Genomic DNA, 16,105 nt, shown 5'->3' on the forward strand with positions numbered 1-16,105 from the left:
TAACGATTAAGGCGTCCTTTGTCCCATTCCTCCACCCAGCCGCAGGATCATCCCGTCAGTCTCAAGCACCGTCTCGAATATGCGGTGCTGCGGAGCGTGGTTGGGCTGTTGCGGTTGATGGGGCCGGATCGGGCGTCGGCCTTCATGGGCTTTGCCTGGCGGCATCTGGCGCCGTTCAACGCGCGACATGTGCGCGCCGAGAACCATCTCGCCTTGGCCATGCCGGAGCTCGACGCCAAAGCGCGGCGCCGGCTGCTGGGCGACATGTGGGAGAATCTCGGGCGTACGGCGGCCGAGGCGCTGCTGATCGAGGAGATCATTGCCGACCGCAGCCGGTTCGAGATCGGCGACGATGTGGCCGCGCTGCTGCGCGGGCTTGGCGAGCAATCGGCCATCCTGTGCTCGCTGCACCAGGGCAACTGGGAAGTGGTGACCTGGGGCGCGCGGCTCCTCGACCGCAAGGTGGCCGCTGTCTATCGGCGGCTCAGAAATCCGCTATCGGATGCCTATGTGCGGCAAACGCGGCTGCCGCTTTACGACGGCGGGCTGATCGAGGCGGGCGGCGTGTCGCCGCTGAAGTTGCGTTCGATGGCCAAGGCAGGCGCCTGTGTCGCCATGATTTCCGACCTGCCGGACCGGACCGGACTGATCCTCCCGTTCATGGGACGACCGGCGCGGCTTTCCCCTTTGCCGGTGTTTCTCGGCCGCAAGTTGGGGCTGCCCGTGATTGCCGCGCGCGCCGTGCGGACAAAGGGTGTGCGGTACCGGATCGAGGCGAGCCGGATCGACATTCCCAAGACGGCGGACGCTGCCAAGGACATCGAGGCAGGGACCGCGGCGCTGCATGGCGTGTTTGAGCGCTGGATCCTGCAGGATCCTGCGCAATGGATGTGGGCGATCAAGAAGTGGCCGCGAGGCGGTGCGGTGCCGGTGCCGGACGAAAGCGACTGAGACTTTTTGTCCATGGTGTTGAGGCCGGTTTGCGACCCTTGGCGAATTGAGGCGGCCGGCGCGGACCGGTAACCGTGGTGCAATGCAGCATGCCCCGGGGAGGGATCACCCATGACCGTCAAGACACCGCGCGCCTATTGGAAGCCTCTGGCCATCGGCGCTCCCGAACCCTTGCGCGAGGTGCCGGTGAAAGTGGAGCGCATGATCCACTTCATACCGCCGCATAACGAGAAGGTGCGGGCCAAGGTGCCCGAGCTGATCCGCCAAGTGGACGTGATCCTCGGCAATCTGGAAGACGCCATTCCAGCCGACGCCAAGCTGGCGGCCCGCGAGGGCTTCGTCGAGATGGTGGCGGCCAATGACTTCGGCGACACCGGGGTGTGGACCCGCATCAACTGCCTGAACAGTCCGTGGATGCTCGACGACGTGATGACCATCATGGAGAAGGTGGGGCACAAGCTCGACGTGATCATGTTGCCCAAGGTGGAAGGGCCCTGGGACATCCACTATCTCGACCAGCTCTTGGCGCAGCTCGAGGCCCGGCACGGCATCACCAAGCCGGTGATGATTCACGCCATCCTGGAGACGGCGGAGGGCGTGAAGAATGTGGAGGCGATCGCCACCGCCAGCCCGCGCATGCACGGCATGAGCCTCGGGCCGGCGGATCTGGCGGCGTCGCGCGGCATGAAGACGACGCGCGTCGGTGGCGGCCATCCCGACTATGCGGTGCTGGCGGATGCCGGCGAGGGCGGGCCGCGCACCGCCTATCAGCAGGATCTGTGGCATTACACGGTCGGCAAGATGGTCGACGCCTGCCTTGCGGCCGGCATCAAGCCGTTCTACGGGCCGTTCGGCGATTTCTCCGATGGCGCGGCCTGTGAGGCGCAGTTCCGCAACGCCTTCCTGATGGGCTGCGTCGGCGCCTGGTCGCTGCATCCGAGCCAGGTGGAGACTGCCAAGAGGGTATTCTCGCCTGATGCCAGGGAGGTGGCCTTCGCCAAGCGCATCCTCGACGCCATGCCCGATGGCACCGGTGCGGTGATGATCGACGGCAAGATGCAGGACGACGCCACCTGGAAACAGGCCAAGGTGATCTGGGACCTGGCCTGCCAGGTGGCCAAGCGCGACCCGTCCAAGGCGGCGGAATACGGGATCGGCTGAGACGCCGGCTTGTCAGTGTGCATTTCATCGGCCGTCGCAGTCATGGGACCGCGGCGGTCTTTTTGTTGGCCGATGGGGGCTGCCGCCGTTCATGTGCCATTCAGGTCAAATCCTTGAATGGGCTCATTTGTGCCGCATTGGCGAGGGGAAATGGCCGCAATTTCCGGTGATTGTCAGGGAACAGCATCCCGAAAGGGACATTGATAATTCATCTCAGGAGGATCGTTGCCATGAGCCATTTGAAACGCATCTTGATGGCCTGCGCCGTGGTGCCGGCAATCTGCCTTTCGCCGCTGACCTTGCCCGTGACCTCCGTGAAGGCGGGCGAACTGATGCAGCTTGCCCAGGCTGTTGCGCCTTGCGAGTCGCCTGATGACCCAGCCTGCGCCAAGCCGCCGAAGGGTGGCAAACCCAACAAGCCAAAACCGCAGGCCGAGGACGGAGTATCCGCCGGTAGTGACACCGGTGGCGAGCAGCCCAAGCCCGTGAAGCCGCAGAAGCCAAAGCCTCAGCCGCAGGTCGAGGACGGCGTTTCGTCGGGTGGCGACACCGGTGGCGAGCAGCCGAAACCCGTGAAGCCGCAGAAGCCGAAGCCTCAGCCGCAAGCCGAGGATGGCGTTTCGTCCGGTGGCGACACCGGTGGCGAGCAGCCCAAGCCCGTGAAGCCGCAGAAGCCTAAGCCCCAGCCTCAGGCCGAGGACGGTGTTTCGTCAGGTGGCGACACCGGTGGCGAGCAGCCCAAGCCGGTGAAGCCGCAGAAGCCTAAGCCTCAGCCTCAGGTCGAGGATGGCGTTTCGTCCGGTGGCGACACCGGTGGCGAGCAGCCCAAGCCTGTGAAGCCTCAGAAGCCGAAGCCCCAGCCTCAGGTCGAGGATGGCGTTTCGTCGGGTGGCGACACCGGTGGCGAGCAGCCCAAGCCGGTGAAGCCGCAGAAGCCTAAGCCCCAGCCTCAGGTCGAGGATGGCGTTTCGTCCGGTGGCGACACCGGTGGCGAGCAGCCGAATCCGGTCAAGCCGCCCAAGCCTCAGTCGCAGGTCGAGGACAATGGCGTTTCAGCCGGCAGCGATGGCGGAGCGCCTGAGACGCCCAAGCCGGACAAGCCGCGCAAGCCGACGCCTGAGCAGCAGGCTGAGGATGCGCAGGTGGAGAGCGGACTGGCGGAGAGACTGGGTGACACCGGCGCCGACGCAGGTGCGGCCCTGGAGCAGAGCGTCAACCAGGGAGCTCAGTCCATCGAAGACGTGAAGCGGGGCCGCAGGGTTTTCCGCAACAGCGACGGCATGGAAGTGACCGTGGAGCCGGGCGGCCGACTGATCGTGCAGGACGGCGACCACGCGGTCATTCGTCACGACGATACCAATCGTCTTGATGAGGGCGCGGCCACCGTGAATGACTCCATTCTCGATAATGGTAACCGCCTCGTGGTGATCGTTCGTCCGAATGGCGACCGTATCCGGACGCTCTACGCGCCAAACGGCATGGTGCTGCAGCGTATTCGCGAGGATGTCAGCGGCCAGACCTTCGTGCTGTTCGACAATCGCATGGACAACCATGGCAACCGCTTCGACAACGGCGCCAACGGTCCGATGGTGCTGCTGCCGCCGCCCATGGTTGGCATTCCGCAGAACCAGTACCGCGTGGAAATGGGACAGGTGCCGCAGCAGTATGTGGAAGATGCGATGACCGCGCCGCCAGTGGTGCCGATCGAGCAGCGCTACTCGCTGAACCAGGTGATCTACAGCCCGCAGCTGCGTGCCCGCGTGCGCTCGGTTGACCTCAATACGATCACCTTCGACAGCGGGTCGTGGATGGTCGACCAGTCGCAGGCGCAGAGTCTGGAGGTCGTGGCGGATGGCATCCACAAGGCGCTCGAAGGCAATGCCAACGAGGTGTTCCTAGTGGAAGGCTATACGGACGCCGTCGGTTCGGTGGTGGACAATCTGTCGCTCTCCGACAGGCGCGCGGAGTCGGTGGCTTCGGTGCTGACCCAGTATTTCAACATTCCGCCGGAAAATCTGGTGACGCAGGGCTATGGTGAAAGCCAGCTCAAGGTGTTGACGGACGGGCCGGAGCGCGCCAACCGACGCGTGACGGTGCGGCGCATCACACCGCTGCTGTCGACGCAGGATGCCAACTGACGTCACCCTTCGCCCCGGAGCGCTTGTCGATCATGATGTTTCAACATGATCGGCGGGTGCCCTAGCCAGTTGGCGCGGGCTGGATGAACGGCTATAGCTCAAGGGCTCTTCCCGGTCTGCCGGGGAGAGCTTTTGTCGTTTGAGAGCGAAGGTCCATGGCTGCCAACTCGTCTTCCCTCGCCGATTTTCTGGGACGCCATGCGCGCAAGCTGACCGTGATGGCCGTGGCGCTGCTGGCGCTGGTGGGCTGGGGCTGGCTGGTGCTGTCCGTTGCATCCGGCCGGATGGCAGGCGGCATGGGCATCGGCATGGGGGCTCTGGCGCCGTTGTTCGAGAGACTGGCCGGTCTGATGCCTGGCGGCGGTGGCGGACATGGCGCGTTCATGCCGTCGCTGGAGCCGTGGGGCGCCAGGGATATTGCGCTGGTGCTGGCGATGTGGGCCGCCATGGTGTTCGCCATGATGCTGCCGACGGCGGCGCCGACTTTCCGCGCCTATGCGCTGAAGGGGCCGCATGTGGCGGCGGCGGTGATGGCTGGTTACACCAGCATTTGGCTTGGCATCGCGGTGATCGGAACGCTGGGGCAGACCGGCCTGACCTATCTCGGCGTGTTGACGCCGCACATGGCGCCGGCGGGGACGGCGCTATCGGCGAGCATATTGATCGCGGCCGGAATCTACCAGTTCACGCCGCTGAAGCTCTCCTGCCTCATTCGTTGCCGGAACCCCTATGTGACCGACTTCGACCAGATCTCGGTGGGCATGGCGTTGCAGATCGGCATCGAAGAAGGAATCGCCTGCCTAGGATGTTGCTGGGCGATGATGGCCGTAATGTTTGCCGCGGGCATGATGAATCTTGTTGCCATGGCCTTTCTCGGTGCGCTAATGGGCGCCGAGAAACTTGTGACTGGTATGAAATTCACATATTTCTTAGGAGGAACCCTTATCGTGCTCGGCATGTTCTTGGCGAGCGGGCTTTTTCTAAGGTAATGTTTTTGTCATGCAGGTACTCCGCCAGCGGAGCGGGGAGGGAGTTGATGGCCGGTTCGGGCACAAGTCCGTCTTGGCAGTGATTTTGTTTGGTTGCGTGATCCGCTCGCACCACATTCTGGAAACCGGAGCGCGGTACGATGACGGAGTTGACCCTCGTGCACAGACATCAGAATGCGTTGATCGCACTCGCCGTGCACGCTTTCACCGCCAGCGGCATCGTGCTGGCGATGCTGGCCGCCTATGCCGCCTATAGCTGGAACTGGCCGCAGTTCTTCGGCTGGCTGGGTGTGGCGCTGTTCGTGGATGGGGTGGACGGGCCAATCGCGCGCAAGGTGGGCGTCGAACGCCGCCTGCCGAGCTTCTCCGGCGCGTCCGTCGACTTCGTGGTCGACTATGTGACCTATGTGTTCCTTCCGGCTTTCGCGGTTGCCACGGGTGGCTTCACCTCGACGCCGGTGGCCCTGGCCCTGGCCGGGCTCATCGTCTTCACCAGCGCCATGTATTATGGCGACACCCGCATGAAGATGAAGAACAACGCCTTCCGCGGCTTCCCCGTGGTGTGGAATGGCGTGGTGTTCATTCTGTTCGTGTTCCGCCCGTCGGCGGAAGTGGTGATCGGCACCACCATTGCGCTGTCGATCCTGACCTTTGCGCCGATCGCCTTCGTGCATCCGGTCCGCGTCGAGAAGTGGCGTCCGGTGACGCTGGCCTTCACGCTGGCCTGGTTCATCTTTGCCGGTGCTGCCCTCTATTTCGAACTGTCGCCGCCGCTTGGCGTGCTCATCGGTCTCGGGCTGACGAGCGCCTATCTGTCGCTGGTCGGGCTGGTGCAGCAGGTGCTGGCCCGCTTTTCCGAAGAGAACTGACCCCTGACGTCTTGACGCAAGAGACCTTGGCGCCCAATTGAGCGTATCCTTGGGGCTTTCAAATATTGGAAATTCAGATGATCGAACTGTTGTCCGATCCGAATGCGTGGGCAAGCCTGCTGACGCTGACCGTGATGGAGATTGTCCTTGGTATCGACAATCTCGTGTTCATTTCCGTGCTGACCAGCCGCCTGGCGGCAAACGATGCCAAGCGGGCGCGGGCGCTGGGCCTCAGCATGGCGCTGGGCTTCCGGATCGTGCTGCTGTTGACGCTGTCCTGGCTGATCGGTTTGACGGCGCCGGTGTTCTCGGCCTTCGGCCATGACTTCTCCTGGCGCGACCTGATCCTGCTCGCCGGCGGTCTGTTCCTGCTCTACAAGGCGACGCACGAGATCCACAAGGGCATCGAGGGCGAAGACGAGGCCGGCGGTGGCGCGGTGAAGGCTGCCTTCAGCGCCATCGTGGCGCAGATCATCGTCATCGACATCGTGTTCTCCGTGGACAGCATCATCACCGCGCTCGGCATGGCTGAAGAGGTGATCGTGATGATCTGTGCGGTGATCCTGGCCATGATGGTGATGTTCGTGGCGTCCGGCCCGATCTCGGCCTTCATCAACAAGCACCCGACGACGAAGATGCTGGCGCTGTCCTTCCTGCTGCTGGTGGGCGCGTCGCTGGTCGCCGATGGCGTCGGTTTCCACGTGCCGCGCGGCTATCTCTACTTCGCCATGGCCTTCTCGGGCGGCGTGGAAGTGATCAACGTGCTGGCCAAGCGGAAGAGCAAGCCGGCGGGTCATAGCTGACGGTTTGGAGCGCCAGACGGCGTGTCCGAAAGACAAGGGCCGCTCGCCTCGTCATGGGGCGGGCGGCTTTTTTGCTTGGGTTTTTTGTCAATTCGCGATACCGGGTTATCTTCTTCCGCGACGTGGGATGTCTGGCGGATGGGGCTGGGAGAGCCATGAGCACAACGGATATCGCCAAGCGGGTGCACGACCATAACTGGAAGCTCGACCCGATTATCCGCAGCCTTCTGGATACGGACTTCTACAAGCTCCTGATGTTGCAGCTGATCTGGCGACGATACCGCGACGTGCAGGTGACCTTCTCGCTGATCAACCGCAACAAGCAGGTGTTGCTTGCCGAGGAGATCGACGAGGGGGAACTCAGGGCGCAGCTCGACTATGCCCGGTCGCTGAAGCTCAACAAGAAGGAGTGGATCTGGCTGGCGGGTAACACCTTCCACGGTGTGCGCCAGATCTTCGAACCGGCCTTTCTGGATTGGCTCAAGGACTTCCGGCTGCCCGAATACGAGCTGTCCAAGAAGGACGGCCAGTATGAGCTGGAGTTCCACGGCCCCTGGACCCACACGACCATGTGGGAGATCCCGGCGCTGGCCATCGTCAACGAGTTGCGCTCCCGCGCTGTGATGAAGACCATGCGCCGCTTCGAGCTCGACGTGCTCTATGCACGCGCCAAGGCCAAGCTCTGGAGCAAGGTGGAGCATCTGCGCCGCTATCCCGATATCAGGATTGCCGACTTCGGCACGCGCCGGCGCCATTCGCATCTGTGGCAGGACTGGTGCGTCAACGCACTGAAGGAAGGGCTGGGGGCGTCCTTCATCGGCACCTCCAATGTGCTCCTGGCCATGAAGAGCGATCTCGACGCCATCGGCACCAACGCACACGAACTGCCCATGGCCATGGCCGCACTGGCCAATACCGATGAGGAGCTTCGGGAAGCGCCGTTCAAGGTGCTGCGCGACTGGCGCGACATGTATGACGGCAACCTGCGCGTCGTGCTGCCTGACGCCTTCGGAACGCGTGCCTTCCTCAAGGCGGCGCCGGACTGGGTGGCGAACTGGAAGGGCTTCCGCCCAGACAGCGCGCCGCCGATCGAAGGTGGCGAGGAGATCATCACCTGGTGGAAGGAACACGGTCAGGATCCGCGCGAGAAGCTGATCGTCTTCTCCGACGGCCTCGACGCCGAGGAAATCGAGCGGGTGTTCCAGCATTTCGACGGTCGGGTGAACATGAGCTTCGGCTGGGGCACCAATCTGACCAATGACTTCCGCGACTGCGCGCCGTCGCCGACCATGGATTTCGACGCCATTTCACTGGTTTGCAAGGTGACGCAGGTGAATGGCCGGCCGGCGGTGAAGCTGTCCGACAACCCGGCCAAGGCCACCGGCGATCCGCAGGAAATCGAGCGCTATCTGCGTGTGTTCGGCGACATGGGACGCGAGGAGCGGCCTGTACTCGTCTAGTGCCCTGCTTCACCTAAACTGACGTTCGGCAGGGCACTCGTTTTTTGTGGTGCGGCGCCTTTTTCATCTAATTTGGAGGCCTGAATGCCTCCAAATTAGATGAAGCGCAGCACTAGGCGCGGCGCGTCATCTCGTAGAGCGCGATGCCCGAGGTGGTGGCGACGTTGAGGCTGTCGAATCCGCCGGACATGTCGATGCGCACCGAGGTGACGGCGTCGAGGACGGCATCCGTGAGCCCGGGCCCCTCGGCGCCGAGCAACAGGGCGGCGGGACGGTCGCGATCGATCTGGTCGAGGCGGATGGAACCGCGCGGGGAGAGGCCGTAGACCACATATCCAGCGTCGGACAACAGCGTGACCAGGGATTGGTCGGCCGCGGCGCGTGCATAGGGCACGGCGAGGCACCCGCCCACCGATACGCGCAGGGCCTTTCGATAGAGCGGATCGCAGCAGGTTGCGTCCAGCAGCACGGCGCCGACGCCGAAAGCCGCGGCATTGCGGAAGATCCCGCCCATGTTGTCGTGGTTGGCAATGCCGGCCAGGCCGAGGACCAGGGGCGGGCGGCCCTTCAGGAGTTCCGCCGATGTCGGCGGTGTGCCGCGCCGCCCGAGGCCGAGCAGACCGCGATGGATCGGGAAGCCGACGATGGCGTCCATCACGGCCTGAGGCGCTGCATAGACGGGCAGGGGATTGTCGCCCACCATGGCCTCAACCGTCTTGAGGCGCGACTGGGCGACCAGCAGCGACACGGTCTCGAACCGGTCTTGGCGCAGGAAGACGTTGAGCACGCTTTCCCCTTCGGCGATGAAGCCGCCACCGTGGGCGTCGTTGAGATCGCGGTCGCGGATGTTCATGTAAGGCGCGATGCGCGGGTCGTCGGGCGCGTCGATCAGGAAAACGTTCATGAAAAACAACCGAATTGATTTTGACGAATCTGCTGTGTCGTTCGTTATAGCTCTATGTGTTTCTTTTGGAGGCGGAAATGGGATCTGACGGCGACAAGGTGATCGGCGTAATCGCGGGTTTGGCCGGCGCGCTGGGCGTGGCCCTGCTGGCGGCAGCCTCGCACGCTTACCCCGGCAGCCATCTCGACACGGCCGGATTGATCCTGCTGCTGCATGCTGCCGCCTTGTTGGCGCTGACCAATGGCAGCCTCGGCCCGGCACGGCTGAGGTTGCTGGGGGGCGGCGTGATGGCGCTCGGCATGACGCTGTTTGCCGGCGACCTGGCGCTGCGTGCCTTTGCCGACACGCGTCTGTTTCCGATGGCCGCGCCGACGGGCGGATTGTTGCTGATCGCCAGTTGGCTCATCGTCTCGCTGGCCTTCGCAGTCCGGCGTTGAAGCCTTGCCCTGTTTCCTGATGTGCAGAATGCAGTGCTAACCAATCGTTAACCATATAACGACAGGTTACAACCTGTATGCGGGCGATATCGCGATCTTTGACCGGGGCGGCAAGATCGTCGCGATGGGCTCGTTCACCAGCGAAGATATGGAAAGGCTCATCATGAGCATAGCCGGCGTAGGCGGGACCCGGTCCGCCGAAGCATGGTCGGGCGCAAGTGCGCGCGCGACACCGACCGACAAGTTCGCAAGCTTGTTCGACAAGCTCGACACCACAGACAGCGGCACTGTGACCAAGGATCAGTTCACCGCTGCCTTTTCCTCCCTGAAGATGCCGCCGAGCTTTCGCAAGGCAGGAGCCGATGCGGTGTTCAGCCAACTCGATCCCAACAACAGCGGGCAGGTGAGCAAGCAGGCCTTCGTTGATGGCATGATGAGCCTGATGAAGTCCATGCGGTCGGAAGGGCGCAAGGAGACTGAGAACGACGGTGACAAGGACGACTTCAGAGCCTCGCTCGCTGCAGCGGCAAAGGGCCTGTCGCCGGCACCGGCTCCCGCCCGCAGCACTGGTGCTATCGGCGCGATCGGCGGCGCGGTGAACATGCTGGTGTGACGTCTGTTCCGGAAATGAAGAAGCGCGACGCTGCCTTGGGCAACGCCGCGCTCTTGCTTCCTGAGTATCGACTCATCTCACAAAATTGTCGACCGTCAGCGTCTTGAGGCCAATGAGCTTGATCTGGAGATCGGCCGTGCCGTCACCGTTGACGTCGGCCTGGACGAGGGTCTTGTCGTTGGCGGTTCCGGCGGCGTCGGTCTTGGCATAGCGCAACTGGCCGGCAGCGTGAGTGAAGGCGTTGGTGCCGATGAAGCTGAAGGCCTGGTTGCCGGGCACCTTGCTGTTGGCGTCGATGGCGGAGAGGTTGAAGATGTCGTCCGCGACGGAGAAGTCGGTGACGGTGTCAAAGGCCGCAGGTGTGCTGTCGGATACAAGCTTGTAGATCAGGGTGTCGGCACCCGAACCAGTTGTGAGAGTGTCCGCGCTGCCGTCGCCCTCCAGAGTGTCGTCGCCGGAACCGGAATTGATAGTGTCCTTGCCGCCGGCGCCGATCAGACTGTCGGCGAAGGCGCTGCCCGGCAGGAGATCGCCGGCTGAAGTACCGACGCGCGTGATCGGGCCGGAAGCGCGACCGTAGACGGCAAATCCACGACCGTTCTGATTTGCGCCTGTCAAGCTGAGGGGAGCGCCGATGACAAGATCCTTGAAGCCGTCCTTGTTGACATCGCCTGCAAGCGATACCGAATAGCCGGTGTATCGTTCATTCGTTCCACCGTTGATGTAAATGCCTTTGTCACTGGTGAGGTCCGCAAGCGACAGATCGGATTGCTGTCCCCGTTTGCCGAATATGACATAAGCACCGCCACGCCCGGGGACACCGCTGATGGTCAGAAGCGGAGACCCGACAACGAGATCACCAATGCCGTCGCCGTTGAAGTCGCCGCCGGCGAAGCTGAGGCCTGCGTAGGATCCTGCGGCTTCCCCCGTGATGGTGAAGCCACGCGAATCGTCCGCCACGGACAGATCATAAGTACCCTTCAGAAAGTGCCTCCGGCCGAGGATGACATAGGCGGCGCCGACATTGGTTGCTGCGCCGACTGCATGATAACTTGCTGGAACAACGATATCGTCGAAACCGTCGCCATTCAGATCCCCCACAAGATCGCCGTACCCTCCTCCGGCTAAGTCGTTGGCTTGTCCCGTGAATTTGATGACCGATCCCGGATCGGGTGAGGACAGGTTGACCAATGTCATGTTCTTGTAACCGAGAACAAGATATTCCGCGCCGTTGGTTGCCGAACCTTCGCCAGCAGCACTGACGATAAAATCGGCGACGCCGTCGCCGTTGACGTCGCCCGCCGGTACAATCATCCCCCCAAGGGCGGCTCCGTCCATTGCGCCGTTGATCTGAATTCCGGCCGATCCGAGGCTCGCAAGCGAAAGGTCGGTTGGCGACGCCGAACCGAACACGACATAGGCAGAGCCGGCGTTGGAATGGCCGCCTGGATCTGCGCCCTGCGCTCCTATACCGAGGTCGGCAAAACCGTCGCTGTTCACGTCGCCCAGTCCGGCGATCCGATTGGCAGTGTCGCCGGCTACTGAGCCGGTAATCTTTATCCCCACGCTACCGCTGATCGACGAAGTCGACAAACTGGCTACGAATGCGGACGATTTGCCGAAGAGCACATAGGAGACGCCACTTCCGTTGGCGGCGCCAAAGACCAAGTCGTCTATGCCGTCGCCGTTGAAATCGCCGCCTCTGGCAACAGATGCCCCCACATTCTCGTTGACAGCCGAGCCGTTGATGACAAAGCCTGTAGTGCCATCGAGGCTGTCCAACGTTATGTGCGCCGGCAGGCCGGTTTTCTTGCCGAATACTACGAAAACCTTGCCGGCATTTGACATTGCGCCGACGGTAGCGGATGACGCGGTATAGGCAAAGTCAGCAATGCCATCGTGATTGACATCGCCGATACTGCGGGCATAACTTCCGAGTTTAGGCGTTGCGCCAGAGCCAGTATAATCTGCAACGATACCGTTGGTTGCCGGCAAACTGCCGAGATCGATCTCCTTGATAAGGGTGCCGGCTTTGGCCATGGCGGCGCGGTCGGCCCGGCGAGTGACGGTATCACTAGATGATTTTGGCAATAGCGGCAGCTTGATGGATGCCGGTTTGAGTGACACATGTTCCACTATGGCAGGGCGTGCGAGAGGGGCGGCAATCTTAGAGGTGTCCAGCAGAGACAACGCCATATCGAAAATGGGCATTGGAAATACCTATCTTGAGTTGAATAATATCGGCTTAATTCTGCAATGGGTGCATATTCCCACAAATTACCGCATATTGCCTACGAATTAAAGCGTATTCTGAAAAGGTTGCAAGAATGTGCGCCAGCCCAGGGACAGGGGTGCGCTGCAACTCCCTGTATTCGGCACGGCTGCGAAAGCATCGTCCACAAGCTATAAGACCTTGTGGAGCCAATTTCACGGGCTTGTGTGTTCCAAAATCAGGATCGGACGAGCAGGCATCCAACGGTCATGTTGAAGGAAATTGGCTGCAAGCGTGTCTGACCTACCTTAAGGGCTGGAAGTAAGATCAATTTCTCAAATGGCGGCCAGATTGCCCCATTTGTTGCCGTCGTGGTCTATGGCCAGGAACTCGCAGTTGCGCATGCGCAGCCATTCGACGCCCTGAGGGCCCTTCAGCATGGCGATGGTGGAGAGGGCGCCGGCGAGAAGGGTGGAGTCGGTTCTGACGCTGACCGAGCGCAGGCCTTCGACCGGCCAGCCGGTGCGCGGATCGAAGATGTGGCTGTAGCGTTTGCCGTCGACGACGAGGGCGCGTTCGGTGTCGCCGCTGGTGGCGATGCCGCCGATGCGCAGGCCCAAGGTGCCGGCCGGTTCGTCGCCACCGAAAGGATTGCGGATGGCGACGGGCCAGGGCATCTCGTCATGCCGATTGCCGAAGACGGCGATGTCGCCACCAAGGTTCACGAGACCGGCTTGTGCGCCGGCCTGCCTGCAGATCTTTGCCGCTCTATCCGCCGCATATTCCTTGGCGAGGCCGCCGAAGTCGATCTCCATGCCTGCGATCGGAAAGGACAGTACCGGCGGCCGCCATTTCAGCTTGTTGAGGCCGATCAGCCGGATGATGTCGTCGAGCGCTTCGGGTTGGGGGAGACCTTGGTCCATGTGGCCCCAGGCGCGCCGGAGTGCGCCCGATGTGATGTCGAACAGACCGTCCGAGGCGCTGTGAGCCATGAAGGCGAAATCGAGCAGGAAGGTGGTTTCGGGATCAAGGGCGATGTCGCCGCCTTTTGCCGCTACGTTGTTGATCTCGGAGATGAGGCTGCGCGGATCGTAGCGGGTGAACTTGGCCTCGATGCGCTCGATTTCGGCGGTGGCCGCGCCGGCCGCTTCGATGGCGATGCCCGGATCACTGTCCGCGAGAGTGATCGAGCATTCCGTGCCCATGGCAACGAAGGCAAATTCTTCCATATGCAGTTCCGCATCGTCATCAGCAGAGCGGCAGCCGGCCGTTGGCTTGGCCAGACCTGCACAAGGCCCGTCGAGATGATCAGATGACGATGTCGGCCTCCGGTAGGGCCGGTCAAGGACGCTGGCAGAGCGCCAGCACCGACCGGTCCGTCGCTGCAGGATCGGCGGGTTGCAGCCCAATGTAAAGAGGGGGTGGCCTCCCGATGGCAATCCTTTCAAGGGGCAGGGAAAGAAAGGGTGAACGGCATCGGAAGGCCGTTAGGAAAAACGGCGGTGGATGCGGTTTATTCCTTAGCGTTCACACAAAATCAGTCGATGGCGACGATCACGTGAGAGGCCTCGAACAGGGCACTGGCCGGTGCGCCGACTTCGAGACCGAGCGAGGCGACGCTGCGGGCGGTGATCGAGGCGGCGAGCGACTTGCCGCTGCCGATGTCCAGGACGACCTCGGCGTTGACGTCACCGCAGTCGACGCGGGCAATGGTGCCGGCGATGCAGTTGCTGACCGACACCTTGGGGCGCTCATGGCCGGGCGCGATCATCACGAAGGGGGCCTTGATCAGCACGATCGCCTCGCGGCCGACGCAGAGGCCGAGATCGCGGGCGCTTTCGGCGGTGACCAGGGCGTGGATGGTGGAGCCCTCGGCGACCGTGACGGCGACGTCGGCGCTCAGGTGGTCGGTGTTGATAGAGGCGATGGTGCCGCGGAGGGCGTTGCGGGCCGAGGTGCGCATGAAGAAGCCGGAGAAGAGGTTGAGGGGGGAGATGCCGCTGCCGTCGAGATCGGGCTCCAGCAGGCGGACGATGCGAGCCATTTCCGCTTCCATGCGCCCATAGGCTTCGATGACCTTGAGGCCCTGGGGCGTCAGCCGGGCGCCGCCACCAGCCTTGCCGCCGGTACGGGTTTCCAGAAGCGGCTGACCGAACAGGTTGCTCATGGAATCGATGGCGTCCCAGGCGGCCTTGTAAGTGATGCCGACGGCTTTTGCGCCTGAGCTGATGGAACCCTCGCGCGCCACGGCTTCCAGGAGGCGGATGCGTTCCCGGCCGACCGGAGAGGCGGCTTCGCTGCGCAGGGTCACGGACGCGTCGATCGTCATAGTGCTTACTTGTCCGGCGTTATGTAGTCTGGCTCTATATCACCAACGGCGCAGCGGCACGACCGACTGCACCCGATCTATAACGAATTTGCTGGGGCCGGGAAACGCATCATTGGGGGATTGTGGCTTCTGTGGCTGTGTGAGGAAACCCATGACGGCAGTAGAGATGGACAATGTTCGCGACGGCGAGCGGCTGGTGCCCTGGGTGGAGCGGCAGGACGCGAGCCTCATCTACATAGGCCGTATCCACACGCCGTGGACGGACCTGTCGGATTGTCCGCGTCAGGGGCGGCTCGACGGGCCGCTTTGCCGGATCGAGGTGTTCGAGCCCTGGACGCTGGCGCTGTCGGGCATCACGGTCGGTCAGCAGGCCGAGGTGCTGTACTGGCTGCATCTGTCGCGGCGCGATCTGGTGCAGCAATGCCCCCGCAACGACGGCAACGCGCGCGGCACCTTCTCCATCCGTTCGCCGATCCGGCCCAATCCGATCGGCACCACCGTCGTCAAGGTCGAGAGCATCGAGGGGAATGTGCTGACCGTGCGCGGCATGGACTGCCTCGACGGCACGCCGCTGATCGATCTGAAGCCGGATCTGGCGCAGTTCGTGCCGCTGGCCAAGGAGAAACCCGGCGATCGGCAGGTGGGGTGATCACCGCTCGTTGGCGTCGATGAGGGCGATGAGGCCCTTCAGCAGAGCGGTCGGTTCCGGCGGGCAGCCGGGGATGCTGACGTCCACCGGAATGACGTCGGCCACCGAGCCGGCGACGGCGTAACTGCCCTTGAACACACCGCAATTCACGCCGCAATCGCCAACCGCCACCACCCATTTGGGCGCGGGCGTGGCGGCATAGGTGCGCTCCAGCGCCTCCTTCATGTTCCTGGTGACGGGGCCGGTCACGAGAAGCACGTCGGCATGGCGGGGCGAGGCGACGAAGCGCAGCCCGAAGCGCTCCAGGTCATAATAGGCGTTGTTGAGGGCGTGGATCTCGAGTTCGCAGCCGTTGCAGGAACCGGCGTCTACTTCGCGGATGGACAGCGAGCGGCCGAGCTTGCGGCGGGCGGTGTCGCCCAGCAGCGTGGCGAGCTCCTCAAGCTCGGAAGCATCGACCTTGGGGGCGGCTTCAGTGAGCGGACGGCCGAACAGGCCCTTGAGCAGGAAAGTGCGCATGGCGCGTCCTTATACCAACTCGCCGGGATGCTTACGCATCGGCGCATTGAGAAGATCTCGAATTTCTCATC

The 16,105-nt window shown here is 62.9% G+C and carries 15 protein-coding genes; 10 read left to right on the forward strand and 5 right to left on the reverse strand.

The window, feature by feature from the left end; genetic code table 11:
- The first annotated feature begins 18 nt into the window (after positions 1 to 18).
- The 7 genes from L2I41_RS00960 (at position 19) to pncB (ending at position 8,371) form a co-directional block, all read left to right on the forward strand.
- Entirely contained in the window at positions 19 to 951 is a 933-nt protein-coding gene (locus L2I41_RS00960) for a lysophospholipid acyltransferase family protein (protein WP_237151626.1), read from the forward strand.
- A 111-nt stretch (positions 952 to 1,062) separates the two neighbouring features.
- Complete coding sequence (locus L2I41_RS00965) at positions 1,063 to 2,112, forward strand: HpcH/HpaI aldolase/citrate lyase family protein (protein WP_237151627.1); 1,050 nt, start codon at positions 1,063 to 1,065, stop codon at positions 2,110 to 2,112.
- A gap of 230 nt (positions 2,113 to 2,342) precedes the next feature.
- A complete protein-coding gene (locus L2I41_RS00970) occupies positions 2,343 to 4,250 on the forward strand; it encodes an OmpA family protein (protein WP_237151628.1) in 1,908 nt (635 codons plus the stop codon).
- A gap of 155 nt (positions 4,251 to 4,405) precedes the next feature.
- Complete coding sequence (locus tag L2I41_RS00975) at positions 4,406 to 5,239, forward strand: DUF2182 domain-containing protein (protein ID WP_237151629.1); 834 nt, start codon at positions 4,406 to 4,408, stop codon at positions 5,237 to 5,239.
- Positions 5,240 to 5,379: 140 nt separating this feature from the next.
- Positions 5,380 to 6,108: a CDP-alcohol phosphatidyltransferase family protein gene (locus tag L2I41_RS00980; protein ID WP_237151630.1), complete on the forward strand. Its 729-nt coding sequence runs from the start codon at positions 5,380 to 5,382 to the stop codon at positions 6,106 to 6,108.
- A gap of 77 nt (positions 6,109 to 6,185) precedes the next feature.
- Positions 6,186 to 6,911, forward strand: coding sequence for a TerC family protein (locus L2I41_RS00985; protein ID WP_237151631.1), 726 nt, complete (start codon positions 6,186 to 6,188; stop codon positions 6,909 to 6,911).
- A gap of 155 nt (positions 6,912 to 7,066) precedes the next feature.
- On the forward strand, positions 7,067 to 8,371 hold the full coding sequence (pncB, locus tag L2I41_RS00990; protein ID WP_237151632.1) for a nicotinate phosphoribosyltransferase: 1,305 nt from the start codon (positions 7,067 to 7,069) through the stop codon (positions 8,369 to 8,371).
- 112 nt (positions 8,372 to 8,483) lie between these two features.
- Here the strand turns inward: pncB and L2I41_RS00995 are convergent, their stop codons facing one another.
- Positions 8,484 to 9,275 carry a TrmH family RNA methyltransferase gene (locus L2I41_RS00995; protein ID WP_237151633.1) on the reverse strand — a complete coding sequence of 264 codons (792 nt, stop codon included), beginning with the start codon at positions 9,273 to 9,275 and terminating at the stop codon, positions 8,484 to 8,486.
- Positions 9,276 to 9,352: 77 nt separating this feature from the next.
- On the opposite strand from L2I41_RS00995, the gene L2I41_RS01000 reads away from it, so the two are divergent.
- Both L2I41_RS01000 and L2I41_RS01005 read left to right on the forward strand, forming a co-directional pair.
- Positions 9,353 to 9,712, forward strand: coding sequence for a DUF423 domain-containing protein (locus L2I41_RS01000; protein WP_237151634.1), 360 nt, complete (start codon positions 9,353 to 9,355; stop codon positions 9,710 to 9,712).
- A gap of 163 nt (positions 9,713 to 9,875) precedes the next feature.
- Positions 9,876 to 10,325, forward strand: coding sequence for an EF-hand domain-containing protein (locus tag L2I41_RS01005; RefSeq protein WP_237151635.1), 450 nt, complete (start codon positions 9,876 to 9,878; stop codon positions 10,323 to 10,325).
- 72 nt (positions 10,326 to 10,397) lie between these two features.
- Here the strand turns inward: L2I41_RS01005 and L2I41_RS01010 are convergent, their stop codons facing one another.
- From L2I41_RS01010 to L2I41_RS01020, 3 genes are all read right to left on the reverse strand, one after another.
- On the reverse strand, positions 10,398 to 12,536 hold the full coding sequence (locus L2I41_RS01010) for a M10 family metallopeptidase C-terminal domain-containing protein (RefSeq protein ID WP_237151636.1): 2,139 nt from the start codon (positions 12,534 to 12,536) through the stop codon (positions 10,398 to 10,400).
- A gap of 336 nt (positions 12,537 to 12,872) precedes the next feature.
- On the reverse strand, positions 12,873 to 13,766 hold the full coding sequence (locus L2I41_RS01015) for an FAD:protein FMN transferase (protein WP_237151637.1): 894 nt from the start codon (positions 13,764 to 13,766) through the stop codon (positions 12,873 to 12,875).
- Positions 13,767 to 14,074: 308 nt separating this feature from the next.
- Complete coding sequence (locus L2I41_RS01020) at positions 14,075 to 14,866, reverse strand: TOBE domain-containing protein (protein ID WP_237151638.1); 792 nt, start codon at positions 14,864 to 14,866, stop codon at positions 14,075 to 14,077.
- 151 nt (positions 14,867 to 15,017) lie between these two features.
- Here L2I41_RS01020 and tsaA point away from each other — a divergent pair, with 151 nt between their 5' ends.
- Positions 15,018 to 15,515, forward strand: a complete 498-nt coding sequence (gene tsaA, locus L2I41_RS01025; protein ID WP_390633648.1) for a tRNA (N6-threonylcarbamoyladenosine(37)-N6)-methyltransferase TrmO — start codon at positions 15,018 to 15,020, stop codon at positions 15,513 to 15,515.
- Here tsaA and L2I41_RS01030 read toward each other — a convergent pair whose 3' ends face one another.
- A complete protein-coding gene (locus L2I41_RS01030) occupies positions 15,516 to 16,034 on the reverse strand; it encodes an NADH-quinone oxidoreductase subunit B family protein (RefSeq protein ID WP_237151639.1) in 519 nt (172 codons plus the stop codon).
- Positions 16,035 to 16,105: the final 71 nt, after the last annotated feature.

The sequence above is a fragment of the Oryzibacter oryziterrae genome (assembly GCF_021864535.1).
Classification (GTDB): Bacteria; Pseudomonadota; Alphaproteobacteria; order Rhizobiales; family Pleomorphomonadaceae; genus Pleomorphomonas; species Pleomorphomonas oryziterrae.